Here is an 18491-nt window from a genome sequence, read left to right as displayed (position 1 = left end):
GGCAATGAGACGTACGTCATGCAAAAAAAAATGAAATGCGCACGCCACGCCGAAAAAGCCTCGACCAGCCACGATGAGCCACCGGCCGCCTTCGTCACCGACAGCCGCGAACCGGTGACACGGCAACGCCGCCCCACTCTTGTCGAGGAGGACGGCGTTCCTTCGTTCCCGCGGCGGCCCGATCGCGTGGAGCGTCCGCCTTCGGTGCGGTCCGGTCAGTACGCGGCACCGCGCGGCGACGGCCCGCCGTACCCGCGGACCGGAGCCGCGTGGGCCTCACGGTCGTAGAACGGCCGGGCGTTGGCCCGCAGCCACATCGCCACCGGGTCGAACTCGTCCGACATCGCGACGGTGGAGACGGGCAGTCCGTCCGGAACCGCGCCGATGGACTGCTGCATCATCGCCCGCACCGAGTCGACGGCGGGCGGCGAAGTGTCGTACACGTCAAGGCCGATGGCCAGGTACGGCGCCCCGAGCGTCGGCTGGACCCAGGCCCGGCGCAACGAGCGCACGGCCGGGGTGAGATGGGCGTTCTGCGTGATCAGGGCGTAGAACTGCGGGATCTCGATGGCCGGTTCGGAGAGCCGGAGCGGGCCCGCGGGCTGCCGCTCCAGACCGGTGGCGATCCGGCGCAGATCCAGCCAGGGAATGCCGAGACCGCCGCCGGGGGCGTGCGGGTTGAGCCAGAGCCCGAACTGGTCGGGGTACAGGGTGCGGGCGACGTCCAGCCCGTCGACCACCTCGTACGAGCGGTTCCAGCCACTGGCCGAGAGCTCCTGGGCCGAGGTGACGCAGGGCGCGTACCCGAAACCGTCCACCTGCATGTTCCCGTACTGGGCGTCCGGGGATCCGGCCTGGCCGTGCCACAGCAGCATCCACACCTGGCCGGACGACGGGGTCGCGAGCGCGCGAAGGAGCGCCTCGTAGGCGTCGTAACGCCCGGGCGTCACCTGGCGCAGCATGTGCTCGACCTGCCCGGCCGCGGCCGTGCCCGACGCGCTCACCCTCAACCGCCCCTTCGCGAACAATTCACGACCAACTCATCCATTCCGCCCCAGACGTCGGTGACGAACGTGCGTCAACGCCTCGACCGGGCCATGAAACCAGCTTATGCGGCGATCGCGCTCCGTCGGGGGAAGCGGTCGACAGCCGAGACCCGCCGTCCCGGGCGGGCCGTGCCCCGCCCCCTCCCGGGCCGCGTGGTCGCCCGCGCGTCCCGGGACGGTGCCGGGTCAGTGACCGTGCTGGTAGAAGGGGCGCACCTGGTCCCGCATCCAGTCGCCGACCGGGTCCTGCGTCACGTCGAGGAGGACCAGGTTCACCGGAATGTTCATCGGGACGCGGCCGAGGGCTCGGCCGAGGGCGTCCAGGGGGAGCGTCCGGGCCTCGCCCTCCCACAGTGAGAGTTCGACGCCGACGAACATGACCGGATCGCCGCCCTCGATGCTGGCCAGACAGCGGCGGGCGCTCAGGACCACGCCGGTCCCGGCGAACTCGGCCGAGGCCGCGGCGAGGAAGTCCATCGGGTCCTCCTGCCAGTCGGGCTCGAAGAGCCGCACCCGGCCGCCGGCGGCCGACCCGTCCAGCGGGGACCGCCCGGCCCGGCACAACTCGGCGACGGCGGGCGGCGGCAGCGGAACGCCCACCACCCCGTCCGGGTTGACCGCGATGCCGACCTGCGGGGGAAGCCCGCGGGCGAACTCCACCGCGGGCGCGATCGTGTAGGCCATGTGGCCGCCGGTGACCTGACGGAACTGTTCCTCGGAGCTGAAGACGGGGACGTACGCCTGGCCCCCCAGCTCCATCGTGGGCAGATCGAGCGGGCCGCTCCGCGGGCCGCCGCCGTTGGGCAGCGGCACCCAGACGAAGCTGCGACCGAGCACCTCGACGATGCGAGCGCCCGTCGAAGGTCCCGCGGGCATGCCGAGGGACGCGGAGAGCACCTCCTCCAGTTCGTTGCCGGGCCAACCGCCGTGCGGGTGGGGGTGCGCCTGTGCCGGGAAGTCCATCTGTCTACCGCCTGCTTCGAACCACTGTTCCGGCTGGAAAGATTAGTGGGCCACCGCGTCCGGTCCATGGCCGAAGTCGATCCTGCGCAGCACGTCCGCCGCGTCCCGGTCGATGAGCACCGCCGAACCGCACCCCTCGGGCAGGTCGCCCTTCTCCACGGAGCGCAGCAGCCGGGCGAGCGCGCCGCGATGGCGCGCGAAGGCGTAGCGCGAGACGCCCCGGCCCCGCTCGCGCTGGCCGTCGAGGGCGGTGTCCGGCGTGACGTCGAGCAGCAGCAGGTGCAGCGCGCCGCCGCGGCGCCGGGCCTCGCGGGCGAGCCAGCGGCGCACCCAGGCCTGGGTGCCGCAGTCGTGCACGACGACTCCGCCCGCTCCGCGCAGCGCGCGGCGCAGACCGGCGTAGTGCGAGAGGCGGACGAGGGGGCGGTAGACCGCGTACGGCAGCAGGCGGGCCATCCGGCCGTCCCAGCGGTCGCGGGTGTCCTGCGAGTCGACGCGCGTGCCGTGGACGGCCCGCCGCATGAGCGTCGACTTGCCGCTGCCGGGCAGTCCGGTGACCACGACGAGGTCGCGCTCCCCGAAGTGGAGTCCGTGCGGGCTGTGGCCCGCACGGTCGCGCAGGTCCCGGACGACGGCCGCCGAGAACAGGCCGCACGCCTCCCGGGCCGTCGCTCCGGGCTGCTCGGGCAGCGCGAGTCCCGAGGCCGTCGCGTACGCCGTGGTCCTGTTCACCGTGACCGTCCTCCCCTTGGATGTGGAGTCCCATCCCCGTCGAGTGTAAAGAGAAGGTAATACGTGGCGCTTCCCATTTCGGTGCACGGACTGCCACAGGCCGGTCACAGATGCGGACCGCCGGGTCCGCACCCCACCGGGCACGGACCGCCGGGACCGGACGGCTCCGGACCGGAGCCGCCGGGAGCCGACTGCCGGGACCCGGCAGCGCGTGCAATGATGGCCGCGCCAACTGCATACCGGCCGCTTGAATCCGCGCGGGAGAGTCCTGGGTAGTACGTGTACCCGGGCGCCGAAGGAGCAAGTCCCTCCCTTGAATCTCTCAGGCCCCGTTACCGCGCGGGCGAGGCACATCTGAAAAGCGGGCCGCTGACCAGTGGCTCCACCCAAGGTGCAAATCAGGACCACCATTTCGTGGGGTCTTGATGAACCTCTCAGGTTCCGATGACAGATGGGGAGGAACGACCTCGCCGTCATGCCTTGGGAGCCAGACCGATGAGCAGCAACGCACCCCGTCACACCGCGCTCGATGCCCTGCATCGTTCGCTGGGCGCGACGATGACCGACTTCGCAGGCTGGGACATGCCCCTGCGCTACGGATCCGAGCGCGACGAGCACCTCGCCGTCCGCACGAAGGCCGGCCTCTTCGACCTCTCCCACATGGGCGAGATCACCGTCACGGGCCCGCAGGCCGCCGAGCTCCTCGCCTTCGCGCTGGTCGGCAACATCGCCACCGTGGGCGTCGGCCGCGCCCGCTACACGATGATCTGCCAGGCCGACGGCGGCATCCTGGACGACCTGATCGTCTACCGGTTGGCCGAGCACACGTACATGGTCGTCGCGAACGCCTCCAACGCCCAGGTGGTGCTGGACGCCCTGACCGAGCGCGCGGCCGGTTTCGACGCGGTCGTGCGCGACGACCGTGACGCGTACGCGCTCATCGCCGTGCAGGGACCCGAGTCCCCCGGCATCCTCAAGTCGATCACCGACGCCGACCTCGACGGCCTGAAGTACTACGCGGGCCTGCCGGGCACGGTGGCCGGCGTTCCGGCCCTGATCGCCCGCACCGGCTACACCGGCGAGGACGGCTTCGAGCTGTTCGTCGCCCCCGCCGACGCCGAGAAGGTGTGGCAGGCGCTGACCGACGCGGGCACCCCCGCCGGGCTGGTCCCCTGCGGTCTGTCCTGCCGCGACACGCTGCGCCTGGAGGCCGGCATGCCGCTGTACGGGCACGAGCTGACCACCTCGCTGACCCCCTTCGACGCCGGCCTCGGACGGGTCGTGAAGTTCGAGAAGGAGGGCGACTTCGTGGGGCGCGCCGCGCTCGAGGAGGCCGCAGCCCGTGCCGAGCAGAACCCGCCGCGGGTCCTCGTCGGCCTGATCGCCGAGGGGCGTCGCGTGCCGCGCGCCGGGTACTCGGTCGTCGCCGGCGGCGAGGTGATCGGCGAGATCACCTCCGGTGCCCCCTCCCCCACGCTGGGCAAGCCGATCGCGATGGCGTACGTCGACGCCGCGCACGCCGCACCGGGCACCCCCGGTGTCGGCGTGGACATCCGGGGCAGTCACGAGCCGTACGAGGTCGTGGCGCTGCCGTTCTACAAACGCCGGAAGTGACACTGGTCCGCAAGGGCCGGACACCACACGGACGTCCACCGGGCACCGGGACCGACAGGCGACCCGACGGACTCCGGACGTGACCCCGGGCACATCCGCCCGGGTCACCCACGCTTCCCTCCATCTGCACCCACCGCGTACAGGAGAATTCAGGCCATGAGCAACCCCCAGCAGCTGCGCTACAGCAAGGAGCACGAGTGGCTGTCCGTCGCCGAGGACGGCGTCGCGACGGTCGGCATCACCGAGTTCGCGGCCAACGCGCTCGGCGATGTCGTCTACGCCCAGCTCCCCGAGGTCGGTGAGACGGTGACCGCGGGCGAGTCCTGCGGCGAGCTGGAGTCGACCAAGTCGGTCAGCGATCTGTACTCCCCGGTGAACGGCGAGGTCGTCGAGGCCAACCAGGACGTGGTGGACGACCCGTCGCTGGTGAACACCGCGCCCTTCGAGGGCGGCTGGCTGTTCAAGGTCCGCGTCGCCGACCAGCCGGAGGACCTGATGTCCACCGACGAGTACACCGCCTTCACCGCCGGCTGAGGAGTCACCGCATGTCACTTATGAACACCCCCCTCCACGAGCTGGACCCGGACGTCGCCGCCGCCGTCGACGCCGAGCTGCGCCGTCAGCAGTCCACCCTGGAGATGATCGCCTCGGAGAACTTCGCTCCGGTCGCGGTCATGGAGGCCCAGGGCTCGGTCCTGACCAACAAGTACGCCGAGGGCTACCCGGGCCGCCGCTACTACGGCGGCTGCGAGCACGTCGACGTGGCCGAGCAGATCGCCATCGACCGGGTCAAGGAGCTGTTCGGCGCCGAGTACGCCAACGTGCAGCCCCACTCGGGCGCCTCCGCCAACCAGGCCGCGCTGTTCGCGCTGGCCCAGCCCGGCGACACGATCCTCGGCCTGGACCTGGCGCACGGCGGTCACCTGACCCACGGCATGCGTCTGAACTTCTCGGGCAAGCAGTTCAACGTGGTCGCGTACCACGTGGACGAGGCCGGTCTGGTCGACATGGCCGAGGTCGAGCGGCTCGCCAAGGAGCACCGCCCGAAGGTCATCATCGCGGGCTGGTCGGCGTACCCGCGCCAGCTCGACTTCGCCGAGTTCCGCCGGATCGCGGACGAGGCCGGCTCCTTCCTGTGGGTCGACATGGCCCACTTCGCGGGTCTGGTCGCGGCCGGTCTGCACCCCAACCCGGTGCCGTTCGCGGACGTGGTCACCTCCACCACGCACAAGACGCTCGGCGGTCCCCGCGGCGGGATCATCCTCGCGAAGAAGGACTTCGCGAAGAAGCTGAACTCCTCGGTCTTCCCGGGCTTCCAGGGCGGCCCGCTGGAGCACGTGATCGCGGCCAAGGCCGTCTCCTTCAAGGTCGCCGCCTCGGAGGACTTCAAGGAGCGCCAGCAGCGCACGCTGGACGGCGCCCGCATCCTGGCCGAGCGCCTGGTCCGGGACGACGTGAAGGCCGTCGGCGTGGACGTCCTGTCCGGGGGCACGGACGTGCACCTGGTCCTGGTCGACCTGCGCGACTCCGAGCTGGACGGGCAGCAGGCCGAGGACCGCCTCCACGAGGTCGGCATCACGGTCAACCGCAACGCCATCCCGAACGACCCGCGCCCGCCGATGATCACCTCCGGTCTGCGCATCGGCACGCCCGCCCTCGCCACCCGCGGCTTCACGGCCGAGGACTTCACCGAGGTCGCGGACATCATCGCCGAGACGCTGAAGCCGTCCTACGACACGGAGGCCCTCAAGGTCCGCGTGTCCGCTCTGGCCGACAAGCACCCGTTGTACCCCGGCCTGAAGTAGTTTCGTATGCTCTAAGTCGTACGTTTACATCTGCACGGTCTCTTTCGTTCAGATGTCCGGGGCACCGCGCACACTGGAAGCAGAGCGCGGTGCCCCGTTCCATGCAGTCCCGCACCACCTCCGTCGGACAACGGCGTCCGGCGAAACCAGCAAGGAGTTCCCGTGGCCATCTCGGTCTTCGACCTGTTCTCGATCGGCATCGGCCCGTCCAGTTCCCACACCGTGGGCCCCATGCGCGCCGCGCGCATGTTCGCCCGGCGGCTGCGCAACGAAGACCTGCTGGCCCCGGTCACGGCGATACGCGCCGAGCTGTACGGCTCCCTGGGCGCGACCGGCCACGGCCACGGCACCCCCAAGGCGGTGCTGCTCGGCCTGGAGGGCGCCTCGCCCCGCACGGTGGACGTGGAGGGCGCCGACGAGCGGGTCGAGCGGATCAAGGCCTCCGGGCGGCTCAACCTGCTCGGCGAGCACGAGATCGCCTTCTCCTTCGACGACGACCTGGTCCTGCACCGCCGCAAGGCCCTGCCGTACCACGCGAACGGCATGACGATCTTCGCGTACGACGCCGCCGGCGAGCTCGTCCTGGAGAAGACGTACTACTCGGTGGGCGGCGGCTTCGTCGTCGACGAGGACGCGGTCGGCGAGGACCGCATCAAGCTCGACGACACGATCCTGAAGTACCCGTTCCGCACGGGCGACGAACTGCTCCGGCTCACCAAGGAGACCGGCCTGTCGATCTCCGCCCTGATGCTGGAGAACGAGCGGGCCTGGCGCACCGAGGAGGAGATCCGCGAGGGGCTCCTCGGCATCTGGCGCGTGATGCAGGCGTGCGTCTCGCGCGGCATGGCCCGCGAGGGGATCCTGCCCGGCGGCCTGAAGGTCCGCCGCCGCGCCGCCCACTCGGCCCGCCAGCTGCGCGCCGAGGGCGATCCGCTGGCCCACGCGATGGAGTGGATCACCCTCTACGCGATGGCGGTCAACGAGGAGAACGCGGCCGGCGGCCGGGTGGTCACCGCCCCCACGAACGGCGCGGCGGGCATCATCCCGGCGGTGCTGCACTACTACATCAACTTCGTGCCGGGCGCCGACGACGAGGGTGTCGTACGGTTCCTGCTCGCGGCCGGAGCCATCGGCATGCTCTTCAAGGAGAACGCCTCCATCTCGGGCGCCGAGGTCGGCTGCCAGGGCGAGGTCGGCTCGGCCTGCTCGATGGCGGCCGGCGCGCTGGCCGAGGTCCTCGGAGGTTCCCCCGAGCAGGTCGAGAACGCCGCCGAGATCGGCATGGAGCACAACCTCGGCCTGACCTGCGACCCGGTCGGCGGTCTGGTCCAGATCCCGTGCATCGAGCGCAACGGCATGGCCGCGGTGAAGGCCGTCACGGCGGCCAGGATGTCCATGCGCGGCGACGGCTCCCACATGGTCTCCCTCGACAAGGTCATCAAGACCATGAAGGAGACCGGCGCCGACATGAGCGTCAAGTACAAGGAGACGGCCCGCGGCGGGCTGGCGGTCAACATCATCGAGTGCTGAGCGGATAGGCCCCGACCAGCGCGTTCGTGACGTCCGGCGCGGTCGGGGCCGCGATCGTCCCGATCCTGGTCGCTCTCCGTCCACGGCAGGACCTCGCGCGAAACGATGTCTCCATACGGCCAGGACCGATATCGTTTCCCCCTCAGGGACGTCCGGACGCATCTGCGGAAGGCCCACCCACATGGCCAGGTACGAGATGATCCACTCGGCCCGGGACAGCGCCGAGGCGACACGCATCAGCACCTGGCTCCACGCCTTCGACCACCTGCACAGCGACGACGGCGTCTTCGACATGACCGCTTCCCTCACGGGCCAGCCCACCGAACGGGTCGTCCCACCCGGCACCGCCGACCACTGACAGTCGCTTCGGACCGCCGCGCGCGGATGCGCGTCGCACCGCGAGAGCCAAAACCCCTGCACCGGACGCCCGTGCGAGGGTGGATCGGGCGAAGTACGGGAACACGGAGGGTAGTTGTTCCCGCGAACCACGGCCATCACTCCCCCCATGGCCCGTCCCCGCACGGAGGCACCCCCATGCTGCGAGGCATCGACGTCAGCGCCTACCAGTCGTCCGCGTACGGAACCGCCGGACTCTCCTTCGTCTTCGTGAAGGCGACGGAGGGCCGCTCCTACGTCAATCCGAAGCTCACCGCGCAGGTGAAGACGGCCCGCGAAGCGGGCTGTGTGGTGGGCTTCTACCACTTCCTGTGGCCGGGCGACATCAACGCCCAGGCCGCGTACTTCGTGAGCAAGGCCCCGGAGAAGGCGGGCGACCTGCTCGCCGTCGACTGGGAGACCACGGGCGACGGCACCCACGCGAGCAACGCGGAGAAGGACCGCTTCATCCGCAAGGTGAAGCAACTCCGCCCCGACCACCGCGTGCTGCTCTACGCCAACCGGAACTTCTGGCTGAACATCGACACCACCTCGTACGCGGGCGACGGCCTCTGGATCGCCGACTACACGACCGCGGGCGCCCCCCGCATCCAGGCGAAATGGCGCTTCCACCAGCACACCGACGAACCGGTGGACAAGGACGTCGCGGACTTCGCGAGCAAGGCCCAGCTGCGCGCATGGGCCGAGGGAGCCTAGAACCGCACAAGACGCCTCCAGGACATGGGCCTTACGATTCCGCTGGTCACCGGCGCGACAGGTCGCCGGCCGAGCGGGGAGCGATCACATGGGTGGGACAGTCACCGCGGTCAGCAGCAGCGGGACGTACTCGTTCACCAAGCCGAACCGGGAGAGCGTCACGCTGCTCGCCGGGCTCGGGGTCGAGGGGGACGTCCACGCCGGGACGACGGTCAAGCACCGGTTCCGCATGGAGAAGGACCCGTCGCAGCCGAACCTGCGCCAGGTCCACCTCATCCACGAGGAACTGTTCGACGAGGTGCGCGCGGCCGGCTTCGAGGTCGCGGCCGGTCAGCTCGGGGAGAACGTCACCACCCGGGGCATCGACCTGCTGGGGCTGCCCACGGGAACCCGGCTGCGGCTCGGGGCGGCGGCGGTCGTCGAGGTGACGGGCCTGCGGAACCCGTGCGCCCAGATCGACACCTTCAGCAAGGGGCTGCTCAAGCAGGTCGTCGGGCGAGGCGAGGACGGCAGGGCCCGGTTCAGGTCCGGGATCATGGGTGTCGTCCTCGTCGGCGGAGTGGTGCGGCCCGGTGACGGCGTGGCGGTGGAACTGCCGGAGGCGCCGCACCGTCCCCTGGAGATCGTCTGACTTCGGTCCGGGTGCCGGCCGACGAGCGGGGGCACCCGGACGAACGGGTGCCGGCGGGCGAACGGGGACCGCCCTCCGTACGCCCGCCCGTCTCCGTACGCCCGCCCGTCTCCGTTCGGCCGCCCGTCTCCGTCCGCCCGCCGGTCCTCGGCGGACACCGGCAGGCGTGCGGTCGGACCGGTTATCCGCGGAAGTCCGCCGGACGCTCGGGGGACGCCTCCGCCAGCGCCTTCGTCACCGCGTCGAGGCCTTCCTGGAGGCCGTAGACGGGGGTCCCGGGCTGCTGGCGCCAGGACTCGTCCAGGCCGCCGGCGTCGACGGTGTCGAAGCCGATCCCGTCGATCAGCTCGCGCACGCGCCGCTTCGCGGCCTCGTCGTCACCGGCGACCGGGAGGGCCATCCGGTCGGGGGCTCCGGCCGGGCGGGCTCGGTCGAGGATGTCCTGGGCGTACGTGCCGTTGAAGGCCTTCACGACCGTGTGGCCGAGCCGGCGCGCGGTCCAGCCGCTCTCGGTCAGGCCGTCGTCCTCGATCCCGGCGATCCTGCCGTCGCGCTGGCGCGGGTAGTAGTTTCCGGTGTCGATGACCGCGACGTCCTCCGCGGCCCCGGCCAGGACCCCGTCCGGCAGGTCCGGCACGGCCTTGAGCGGGATCGTGACGATCACTACGTCGGCGCCCCTCGCCGCCTCCTCCACCGTGACCGGGGTCGCCCCGGTCTCTTCGGCGAGCGCGCCGAGCGTGTGGGGACCACGGGAGTTGGCGACGGAGACCTCGTGCCCGACGGCGGTGAGGCGCCGGGTGAGGTTGCCGCCGATGTTGCCCGCGCCGATGATGCCGATCTTCATGGGAGTCTGGCCCTTCCGGAGTGGATGCCCCTGATGGACATGACCAACCCCGGCGGCGAATGCCCTATTCCGGGCGTACGGAATCCGGTTGCCCCGCGCATGCCGAAGGGGCGCCCGCCGGAGATCCGGCGGGCGCCCCTTCGCCGTGCGTCACTTGTTCAGGTGGTCCCAGAACTCGTCGAACGAGAGGACCTTGTCACCGTTGAGGTCACGGCTGGCGATGACGGCCTCCGCCACCGACTCGGTGACGTTCCAGTCGCCGCCCTGGGCGAGAGCGGTCTTGAACTCGGCTGCGGTGATGAAGCCGTCACCGTCCGTATCGATCCGCTCGAACTGCTTGCGTGCTTCCTCGATGTCGGCCACCGACCCGCCCCTTCGTCGTGCATCACTGCGTGCGTTGCTGCCTTGTGTACGGGGGTCAGATTAACGCTCCGCGGGAGTGCGCAGTGCGGCGACCACCCAGGCGAACTCCTCACGGTGCGCCGACAGCGGGTCCAGGCCGCGGACCAGCGCGCTCAGCTCCCGGAAGCGGGCCGTCCCGGCCTGGGCCGCGGACCGGATACACGCCCGTACGGCGGCCCGGTCGGCGTCGCCGAGGACCCCGTTCAGCACCGCGTCGGCCTCCGCCGACCCGGGGTCGACGCCCCGCTCCAGCGCCTCGCCCGCCAGATGCACCAGGCGGCTCATGAACCACAGGGACGTTCCCGGAGCCACGCCCGGCCCCCGGTCCGCCGCGTTGAACTCGATCATCTCGCGCATCCTGGCGCAAAAGCCCGGGTCCTGGATCAGTTCGGCCAGCTCCACCCAGGCGTCCACCTGCTCGGGTGTCGGGTCGTCCGGCAGATCGCCGAGGCTGAACCGCATCCGGGTGCGGATGTCGGGGTCCGCGGTGTCCAGGCCGCCGAAGATCTCCTCCATGAAGTCGTCGATGACGCGCCCGCGTTCGGCGGCCGAGAGCCGTGCCAGCTTGTTCATGAGTGTCGTCTCCTCCGCGGTCGAGCCGCGTCGCGCCACGGTCGACAGCACCGCCCGGGTCACCTTCAGCGACCTGATCCGGGCGTCCAGCGCGGCCACGTGCGCGGCCGCCACCCGCGCCACCGTCGTCTCCCCCGCCAGTACCCGGCGCACGTCCTCGAGCCCCAGCCCGAGCTCGCGCAGGGTGCGGATCAGCTCCAGGCGGGCCGCGGCCCCGGCGTCGTACAGCCGGTAGCCGCCCGCGGACCGGGCCACCGGGGGCAGCACGCCCGCGTCCGACCAGTAGCGGACGGTGCGGACGGACAGGCCGGTGGTCCGGGCCAGTCGGCCGATGGTGAGGAGGCCGGTGCCGTCTTCGGTCATGCCCGCGATTCTGGGCCTTCCAGTGGGTGGAGACTCAAGCGGCTCCTCACACCCCGCCCGCGGCGACGGGCCGTTCGGCGTCATCCGTACGACGGCCCGTCAGCCGTGGCGTTCGACAGGGCCTAGCGGAAGATGCCGGTGTGGCCGAGGGAGTAGCGGCCCGGCTGGGGGTACACGGCGAGGCCGTGCGGGCCGCTGCCGACCGGGATGCGGGCGAGCTGGACGCCGGTGCGGGTGTCGATGGCGTACACCTCCGCGTTGTAGCGGCCGGAGAGCCACAGGACCTTGCCGTCCGCGGAGACGCCTCCCATGTCGGGGCTGCCCCCGTCGGGCAGCCGCCACTTCTTGGTGAGCCGGTTCCGGGTGAAGTCGAAGATGGAGATGGTGCCCTCGCCGCGGTTGGAGATGTACATCTCGCGCGAGTCCCGGCTGACGTACAGGCCGTGCGTGCCCTTGCCCGTGTGCAGCAGGGTCGGCTGGGTGAACGTTTCGCCGTCGAGGATCCACACGCCGTCGGCCATCATGTCGGCGATGTAGAACTTCTTCCCGTCCGGGGAGATCTTCACGTCCTGCGGCATCGCCCCTTCGTACGGCAGCTTCTGCTGGCCGACCACCTTCATCCGGGCGGTGTCGACCTTCAGGAGCTCGCCGCTGAACTCGCAGGACACGATGAAGTAGCGCCCGTCCGGGGAGAAGTCGGCGTGGTTGACGCCGTAGCAGCTGACCGGCTCCGTCTTGACCCGCTCCATGGTGTGCGCGTCGCGGAAGACCAGCTCGCGGTCGAGGGAGGCCATGACGACGGCGTACTTGCCGTCGGGCGTGAAGTAGAGGTTGTACGGGTCGTGCACGTCGACCGGCTTGCCCGCCTTGCCGGTCTTCGGGTCGATGGGGGTGAGGGTGTTGCCCCGGTCGTTGTTGACCCACAGGGTCTTCATGTCCCAGGAGGGGACCACGTGCTGCGGCTGGGCGCCGACCGGGATCGTCTGGATGACCTCGTACGTCTTCGGGTCGATGACCGAGACCGTGTTGGAGTTGGTGTTGGGCACGTAGACCCGGGACGGGAAGTCCTTGACCACCGGGGAGAGCCGGTTCGGGCGGTCGGCGGCGTAGACGTCCGTCGGGTCCAGCAGGGGAGGCATGCCGGGCAGGCCCTGGACCGTCGCCTTCTTCGCCGGGGCGGGCCGGACGGCGGCCTTGGTCGCGAGGGCCTCGTCGGCGTGGTCCCGGGACGGGCCGCCGCACCCCGCGAGGACGGCGAGTGCGGAGAGGGCGGCGCCGGCGATCGCGACGCGGTGCAGGGGGGAGGGGGGCGTCAGCATCAGCTCAGCAGCTCCGTGGTGGTGACCGCGCGCAGACCGCGCCGGTCGAGTTCGTGCAGGAGGGCGGGGAGGGCGGCGACCGTGTCGGCGTATCCGAAGTGCAGGCTCACGACGGAGCCCGGGCGGACCCCGGACAGGACGTTGCGGGTCACCGCGGCGGCTCCCGGCGAGGTGAAGTCGAGGGAGTCGACCTCGTAGGAGAGCGTGTGCGGGTAGCCCGCCTCGCGGGCGAGGCGGGCCACCAGGGGGGAGGCGCGGGGGGAGCGGGACGGCCGGAACCAGGTGCCGATCGAGCCGGTGAGCCGCTTGAGGCGGTCCGCGCAGCCCTGGATCTCCGCGGCGGCCTCCGCCCGTGGCATGGCGTTGATGTCGAGGTGCCGGAGGGTGTGGTTGCCGAGGTCGTGGCCGCCGTCGAGGATGCGGCGGGCGAGCCCCGGATGTTCGTCCAGCCAGGTGCCCACGGCGAGGACGGTGACCCGGGCGCCGGCCTTCTCCGCCTCGCCCAGGAGCGAGGTGGCGACGGCGGGGTCGCCCTGGCCGTGGAAGGTGAGGGCCACACGGGACGGACGGGTGCGGGGGCCGTGGGTGATCTCGGCGGGCCGGCCGGGGTAGCGGCGGGGAGCGAGCGCGGAGGCCGGGTGGGTCGCGGTGGCGGAGGGCGCGCTGGGGGCGGCGGGGGGTGTGGTGAGGGGGCGGGAGCGGGTGGCTCCGGAGGGCGCGCAGCCCGTGGTGGCCGAGGTGGCGAGGGATCCCGCGGTGAGCGCGAGTCCCGTGAGCAGGGCGGCGCGCCGGGGCGGGGCGGGGGCCGCGTGGTCTTCGGCGGGCGTGGTCACCGGACCATTTAAGGATGGAACGGCCGGAAAACCGGCGATTGGTCCGGCCGGGTGGCGGTTCGGGTCGCTCCGCGGGCTCGGGTGTCTGGGTGTACGGCGCCCACGGGGGCCCGGTGGGAGCGGTATCCGCCGCGCGCCGCCCCTGGATCACGCGGGCGAGTCCGCGACGGTCGGCGGTACGGTCTCCCCCATCGACCCGGCCCACGGTCGTCGCCGGTGGCGCGAGGCGCCCTCGGCCGTCGCGCGGCGCCCCGGAAACCGGCCGTCTCCCCTGCGGCGCTTCCGCGTCGGGCGGGAAGGGTCAGCGGTCGGCGACGCGCATCTCGAACCAGGTGGTCTTGCCGCGGGGCAGCAGGTCGACCCCCCAGCGGTCGGAGAGCTTGTCGACGAGGAAGAGGCCACGCCCGCTCAGGTCCAACTCCTGGACCGGCATGAGACAGGGAAGGCCGCGGGAGGGGTCGCGGACCTCGACGCGGATCCAGCCGCGACGGCGGCGCATGCGGAGTCCGAAACTGCGGGCCCCGGTGTGGCGTACGGCGTTGCCGACGAGTTCGGAGGCGAGCAGGACGACGTCCTCCGTCATCTTCGGGGACAGGCCCCAGTGCCGCAGCACCACGACCTGGGTGAGCCGGCGCGCGGTGGCCGCGGACTCCGGACGGGACGGCAGATGCACCTCGCCCTCGGCGGGATTGCCGAACAACTCCAGTGCCTTGAGCGCCCGTTCGTCCTCGACCGCAGGCGTCCAGCGTGCCGCGGTCGCACTCCCGTGCCGCCGCGGCTGTTCGATACCCTCCAGCCCCGCCATGCCCCCCATCATGGCCGCCGACCGCCCGCTTCGGGGCCGTTCCGGAGGAATACACCCCCCGGAATACGACATTCCGCACCAGTCGATCGGCATATGCCGGAGGCAGTTCGGGGCCGAGGAGGACCCTTCCGAGCTGCCGGAACAGGTCGGCCGAGGGCAATGACCGACGCTCCCCGACAAGGTGCGCTTAAGGCTGACTTAAGGCCGACATAACCCGTCCCATCGGGGGACGCCGGGTAAGACATCGCGTCAACTGCGAGGGGAGCAGCGGGGAGGACGGGGGCGCGGCGGACCGGGAAGGGGCCGCCTCCGGGCCCGCGGACCGGGAGGCGGCGGCCCTCAAGGGCCCGGCGGAGGGCCCGGTGAAGCGTCCGGCAGAAGCGCCCGCCGGAAGGCCGGCGGAAGGCTCAGAGGAACTTCGCCTTTCCGGGTCCCTCCTCCACGAAGCTCCGCATCCCGCGCTCCCGGTCCTCGGTCGCGAACAGCCCCGCGAACCAGTTCCGTTCGACGGTCAGCCCGGTCTCGATGTCCGTCTCCAGGCCCGCGTCGATCGATTCCTTGGCGGCGCGCAGCGCGATCGCGGGACCCTTCGCGAGCCCGGCGGCCCAGGCGTGCGCGGCGGTGTAGACCTCGGCGGCCGGGACGATCCGGTCGACCAGGCCGAGCGTGAGCGCCTCGTCGGCCTTGACCATACGGCCGGTGAAGATGAGGTCCTTGGCCTTGGAGGGGCCGATCAGCCGGGACAGCCGCTGGGTGCCGCCCGCGCCGGGGATCAGGCCGAGCAGGATCTCCGGCTGGCCCAGCTTGGCGTTGTCCGCGGCGATGCGGAAGTCGGCGCAGAGGGCGAGTTCGCAACCGCCGCCGAGCGCGTAGCCGGTGACGGCCGCGACGACCGGCTTGGGGATGCGGGCGACGGCGGTGAAGGACTCCTGCAGGGCCCGGGACCGTACGACCATCGCCGCGTGGTCCATCGCCTGCATCTCCTTGATGTCCGCGCCCGCCGCGAACACCTTCTCCCCGCCGTACAGCACCACCGCGCGGACGTCCGGGCGGGCCGTGGCCTCCTCGGCGAGCTCCTTGAGCCGGTCCTGCGTCGCGACGTCCAGGGCGTTCATGGGAGGGCGGTCCAGGCGGATGGTGCCCACGCCTTCGGCCACTTCGAGATGCACAGTCATGGGAGCAGGTTAGTGCTCGTTAACGCCGTGGGGCCGGGTGTGCTGAGTCACAGCGCACCCGGCCCCACGGAGAAGTACTACTTGGTCCAGTCGGACCAGGACATGTTCCAGCCGTTGAGGCCGTTGTCCGGGGCGACCTTCCTGTCGTTGGAGTTCTTCACGATCACCACGTCACCGTTCATCGAGTGGTTGAAGAACCAGGCCGCCGGCACGTTCTTGTCGTAGCCGCCGCGCACGTCGCGTACGCCGATGCAGCCGTGACTGGCGTTGTAGTTGCCGAAGGCGCCGCCACCCCAGTAGTTGCCGTGGATGAAGGTTCCCGAGTCGGTCAGACGCATCGCGTGCGGCACGTCCTTGATGTCGTACTCGCCGCCGTAGCCGACCGTCTCGCCGTTCATGCGGGTCACCGCGAGGCGCTCGCTGATGACCATCTGGCCGTTCCAGGTGTCGTAGCCCGGCTTGCCCGTCGTGATCGGGATGGTCTTGAGGACCTTCCCGTCACGCTTGACGACCATCTTGTGGGTCTTCGAGTCGACGGTGGTGACCTGGCTGCGGGCGATCGTGAACTTCACGGTCTTCGCCTGCTTGCCGTAGACACCGGGGCGGCCCTCGACGCCGTCGAGGTTGAAGGTGACGGTGACCTTCGTACCGGCCGCCCAGTAGTCCTCGGGGCGGAAGTCGAGACGGTCGTTGCCGAACCAGTGGCCCTGGACGTCGACCGCGGGCTCGGTCTTGAAGGTGATGGCCTTCTCGACGTCCTCGGGGTGGGTGATACCCCGCGTGAAGCGGACCGAGAAGGGCATCCCGACGCCCACCTTGGAGCCGTCCTCGGGCGTGTAGATGCCGGCGAACGTGTTCTTCGGGGTCAGCGTGGTGAACGCGGACTCCTCGGCGGCCTCACGGCCTCCGGAGTCCTTGGCCACCGCGTGGACCTTGTACTTGGTGGCCCCGGCGAGATGGGTCGACGGCGTCCAGGTGGCGCCCCCGTCCGTGATGCTGCCCTCGATCGCGCGGCCCTTGGTGTCCTTGACCTCGACCTCGGTCAGTTTGCCCTTGGCCGCGGTGACCTTGAGGGCCCCGCTGGTCCTCACATCGGCGGCGCCGTCCTTGGGCGCGATGCTCACCACGGCCTGCGAGACCTTGGTGTCGGCCTTGGCGCCGGCCCCCTTGCCCTTGCCTTCGCCGGAGCCGGACCCCTGGTCCGAACCCCCGCCCCCACCGCAGGCGGTCACGGTGAGCAGCAGAACTCCCAGCAGCAACGCCGGAATTCCCCTGCCCTTGTGTGCCCGCGCGCCAACCGACCCCGATATCGGTCGCCCGTTCAAAGTTATTTCTCCCCTCGCACGGCCTGATCAGGCCCGCACTCCAGCGCGTCCCACGCGCTTATCGCGCTAATTAATCACACGACCTGGAGCGATGGCCCCCCGGGGAGGTCACCGTTCAGTCCCAACTTCGGCCGTGCCGGGAGTCACTGGAGTGCGTTGTGCGCGGACCCGTGTACCGGGCTACTTCACCGCCCCACCCGCTTTCCATTCCTTCCAGCCCATGTTCCAGCCGCCGAGCCCGTTGTCGGCGGCGACCTGCTTGTCGTTGCTGTGGACGACCTCGATGACGTCCCCGATGAGGCTGCGGTCGAAGAACCAGCCCGCCGGGGTGGCGGAACTGCCGCCCTTCACGTCCCGCAGGCCCACGCAGCCGTGGCTCACATTGGTGTTGCCGAAGACGTCCGGCGCCCAGTAGTTGCCGTGCAGGAAGGTTCCGGATTCGGTGAGGCGCATCGCGTGCGGGACGTCCGGGATGTTGTACTCGCCGCCGAAACCGACCGTGCGGCTGTTCATGCGGGTCACTTCGAGCATCTCCGTGACGACCATCTTCCCGTTGTAGGTCGTCGTCTTCGGCGCCCCCGCCGTGATCGGCACCGTGGCGAGCAGGCTGCCGTCGCGGCGTACCTCCATGGTGTGCGCGCGGGCGTCGACGAGGGAGACCTGGCTGCGTCCGACGGTGAACGAGAAGGTCTTGGACTGGAGTCCGTACACCCCCGGTGCCGCCTCGACGTCTCGCAGCCGCAGCTCCACGGTGACCTTCGTGCCCGGGCTCCAGTACCGCTCGGGACGGAAGTCGACGCGACCGCCGCCGAACCAGTGCGCGCGGATCGGGACGGCCGGGCTGGCCCGGACGTGGATGGCCCGCTCGATCGCGGCCCTGTTCTTGATCTCGCGGTTGAACTCCAGGGAGACGATCATGCCCGTGCCCACGACGGAGCGGTTCTCCGGAGTGACGTAGCCGATGAACCGCTCGTCGGGGACGGCCGTGGTGAACGTGGTGTGCCGTGCCGAGCGGTGCCCACGGCCGTCCAGCGCGACCGCGTCCACCGTGTACTTGGCGGCCAGCGCGAGGCGCTCGTCGTCCGGGAGCCACGTCAGGCCGTCGTCGGTGATGTGCCCCGGCACCGGGGACTCCTGGGCGTCCTGGGACCTGACCACCTCCACGGACTCCAGGCGCCCGCTGGGCACCCGGACCCGCAGCGTCTGCCGCGGGCGTACGCCCGCGGTGTTGTCGTCCGGCGAGACGTGGATGACGTCCTCGGGCGAACGGGGTTTGCCGAACGCCCCGCCGATCCCTTCCGGGATCCCGTCGGAGGTGCAGCCTGCGGCTCCGGCCAGCAGGCCGGCCCAGGTCAGTACGGCGGCCAGCGCGGCCCCTGCGCGCCGCGCGCGCGTCTGTACGTGCTTCACAAGGGACCCAACGACGCCGCCCCTCCGGG

Annotated in this window: 19 protein-coding genes and 1 riboswitch; of the genes, 7 read left to right on the top strand and 12 right to left on the bottom strand. The window is 71.0% G+C overall.

Annotated features, from left to right (window positions below; all coding sequences use genetic code 11):
- Positions 1-215: 215 nt before the first annotated feature.
- From ACFYW7_RS31705 to ACFYW7_RS31695, 3 genes are all read right to left on the bottom strand, one after another.
- Positions 216-1004 (bottom strand): enhanced serine sensitivity protein SseB C-terminal domain-containing protein, encoded by a 789-nt coding sequence (locus ACFYW7_RS31705; RefSeq protein ID WP_389508673.1) that lies wholly within the window; start codon positions 1002-1004, stop codon positions 216-218.
- Between the two features lie 228 nt (positions 1005-1232).
- Positions 1233-2009 (bottom strand): enhanced serine sensitivity protein SseB, encoded by a 777-nt coding sequence (locus ACFYW7_RS31700; RefSeq protein WP_389508671.1) that lies wholly within the window; start codon positions 2007-2009, stop codon positions 1233-1235.
- 42 nt (positions 2010-2051) lie between these two features.
- Positions 2052-2741 carry an AAA family ATPase gene (locus ACFYW7_RS31695; RefSeq protein ID WP_389508669.1) on the bottom strand — a complete coding sequence of 230 codons (690 nt, stop codon included), beginning with the start codon at positions 2739-2741 and terminating at the stop codon, positions 2052-2054.
- Between the two features lie 248 nt (positions 2742-2989).
- A riboswitch (glycine riboswitch) is annotated at positions 2990-3089 on the top strand.
- A 147-nt stretch (positions 3090-3236) separates the two neighbouring features.
- Here ACFYW7_RS31695 and gcvT point away from each other — a divergent pair.
- The 7 genes from gcvT (at position 3237) to ACFYW7_RS31660 (ending at position 9413) form a co-directional block, all read left to right on the top strand.
- Positions 3237-4355 carry a glycine cleavage system aminomethyltransferase GcvT gene (gene gcvT, locus ACFYW7_RS31690; RefSeq protein ID WP_389508667.1) on the top strand — a complete coding sequence of 373 codons (1119 nt, stop codon included), beginning with the start codon at positions 3237-3239 and terminating at the stop codon, positions 4353-4355.
- Between the two features lie 156 nt (positions 4356-4511).
- Positions 4512-4889: a glycine cleavage system protein GcvH gene (gene gcvH / locus ACFYW7_RS31685; RefSeq protein WP_389508664.1), complete on the top strand. Its 378-nt coding sequence runs from the start codon at positions 4512-4514 to the stop codon at positions 4887-4889.
- An 11-nt stretch (positions 4890-4900) separates the two neighbouring features.
- Complete coding sequence (glyA, locus tag ACFYW7_RS31680) at positions 4901-6160, top strand: serine hydroxymethyltransferase (RefSeq protein ID WP_389508660.1); 1260 nt, start codon at positions 4901-4903, stop codon at positions 6158-6160.
- 162 nt (positions 6161-6322) lie between these two features.
- On the top strand, positions 6323-7690 hold the full coding sequence (locus tag ACFYW7_RS31675; RefSeq protein ID WP_389508658.1) for an L-serine ammonia-lyase: 1368 nt from the start codon (positions 6323-6325) through the stop codon (positions 7688-7690).
- A gap of 181 nt (positions 7691-7871) precedes the next feature.
- Complete coding sequence (locus ACFYW7_RS31670; RefSeq protein ID WP_389508656.1) at positions 7872-8048, top strand: hypothetical protein; 177 nt, start codon at positions 7872-7874, stop codon at positions 8046-8048.
- A gap of 176 nt (positions 8049-8224) precedes the next feature.
- A complete protein-coding gene (locus ACFYW7_RS31665; protein WP_389508654.1) occupies positions 8225-8782 on the top strand; it encodes a glycoside hydrolase family 25 protein in 558 nt (185 codons plus the stop codon).
- Between the two features lie 88 nt (positions 8783-8870).
- Positions 8871-9413: an MOSC domain-containing protein gene (locus tag ACFYW7_RS31660; RefSeq protein ID WP_389508652.1), complete on the top strand. Its 543-nt coding sequence runs from the start codon at positions 8871-8873 to the stop codon at positions 9411-9413.
- 181 nt (positions 9414-9594) lie between these two features.
- Here the strand turns inward: ACFYW7_RS31660 and ACFYW7_RS31655 are convergent, their stop codons facing one another.
- The 9 genes from ACFYW7_RS31655 to ACFYW7_RS31615 all read right to left on the bottom strand — a co-directional run bounded on the left by ACFYW7_RS31655 (position 9595) and on the right by ACFYW7_RS31615 (position 18462).
- Positions 9595-10341 carry an NADPH-dependent F420 reductase gene (locus ACFYW7_RS31655; protein ID WP_389509123.1) on the bottom strand — a complete coding sequence of 249 codons (747 nt, stop codon included), beginning with the start codon at positions 10339-10341 and terminating at the stop codon, positions 9595-9597.
- 66 nt (positions 10342-10407) lie between these two features.
- Positions 10408-10620: an EF-hand domain-containing protein gene (locus tag ACFYW7_RS31650; protein ID WP_389508650.1), complete on the bottom strand. Its 213-nt coding sequence runs from the start codon at positions 10618-10620 to the stop codon at positions 10408-10410.
- A gap of 60 nt (positions 10621-10680) precedes the next feature.
- Positions 10681-11595 (bottom strand): MerR family transcriptional regulator, encoded by a 915-nt coding sequence (locus ACFYW7_RS31645; RefSeq protein ID WP_389508648.1) that lies wholly within the window; start codon positions 11593-11595, stop codon positions 10681-10683.
- Between the two features lie 122 nt (positions 11596-11717).
- Entirely contained in the window at positions 11718-12914 is a 1197-nt protein-coding gene (locus ACFYW7_RS31640) for a hypothetical protein (RefSeq protein WP_389508646.1), read from the bottom strand.
- Positions 12914-13747, bottom strand: a complete 834-nt coding sequence (locus ACFYW7_RS31635) for a polysaccharide deacetylase family protein (RefSeq protein WP_389508645.1) — start codon at positions 13745-13747, stop codon at positions 12914-12916. The genes ACFYW7_RS31640 and ACFYW7_RS31635 overlap by 1 nt, the downstream gene beginning before the upstream one ends.
- A 301-nt stretch (positions 13748-14048) precedes the next feature.
- A complete protein-coding gene (locus ACFYW7_RS31630) occupies positions 14049-14552 on the bottom strand; it encodes an ATP-binding protein (RefSeq protein ID WP_389508643.1) in 504 nt (167 codons plus the stop codon).
- Between the two features lie 407 nt (positions 14553-14959).
- Positions 14960-15727, bottom strand: a complete 768-nt coding sequence (locus ACFYW7_RS31625; RefSeq protein ID WP_389508641.1) for an enoyl-CoA hydratase/isomerase family protein — start codon at positions 15725-15727, stop codon at positions 14960-14962.
- Positions 15728-15804: 77 nt separating this feature from the next.
- Positions 15805-17052 carry an Ig-like domain-containing protein gene (locus tag ACFYW7_RS31620; protein WP_389508639.1) on the bottom strand — a complete coding sequence of 416 codons (1248 nt, stop codon included), beginning with the start codon at positions 17050-17052 and terminating at the stop codon, positions 15805-15807.
- 180 nt (positions 17053-17232) lie between these two features.
- Complete coding sequence (locus tag ACFYW7_RS31615) at positions 17233-18462, bottom strand: Ig-like domain-containing protein (protein WP_389508637.1); 1230 nt, start codon at positions 18460-18462, stop codon at positions 17233-17235.
- Positions 18463-18491: the final 29 nt, after the last annotated feature.

This window comes from Streptomyces sp. NPDC002580 (assembly GCF_042889485.1).
Lineage (GTDB): Bacteria > Actinomycetota > Actinomycetes > Streptomycetales > Streptomycetaceae > Streptomyces.
This window is presented reverse-complemented; position numbering and strand designations above follow the sequence as displayed.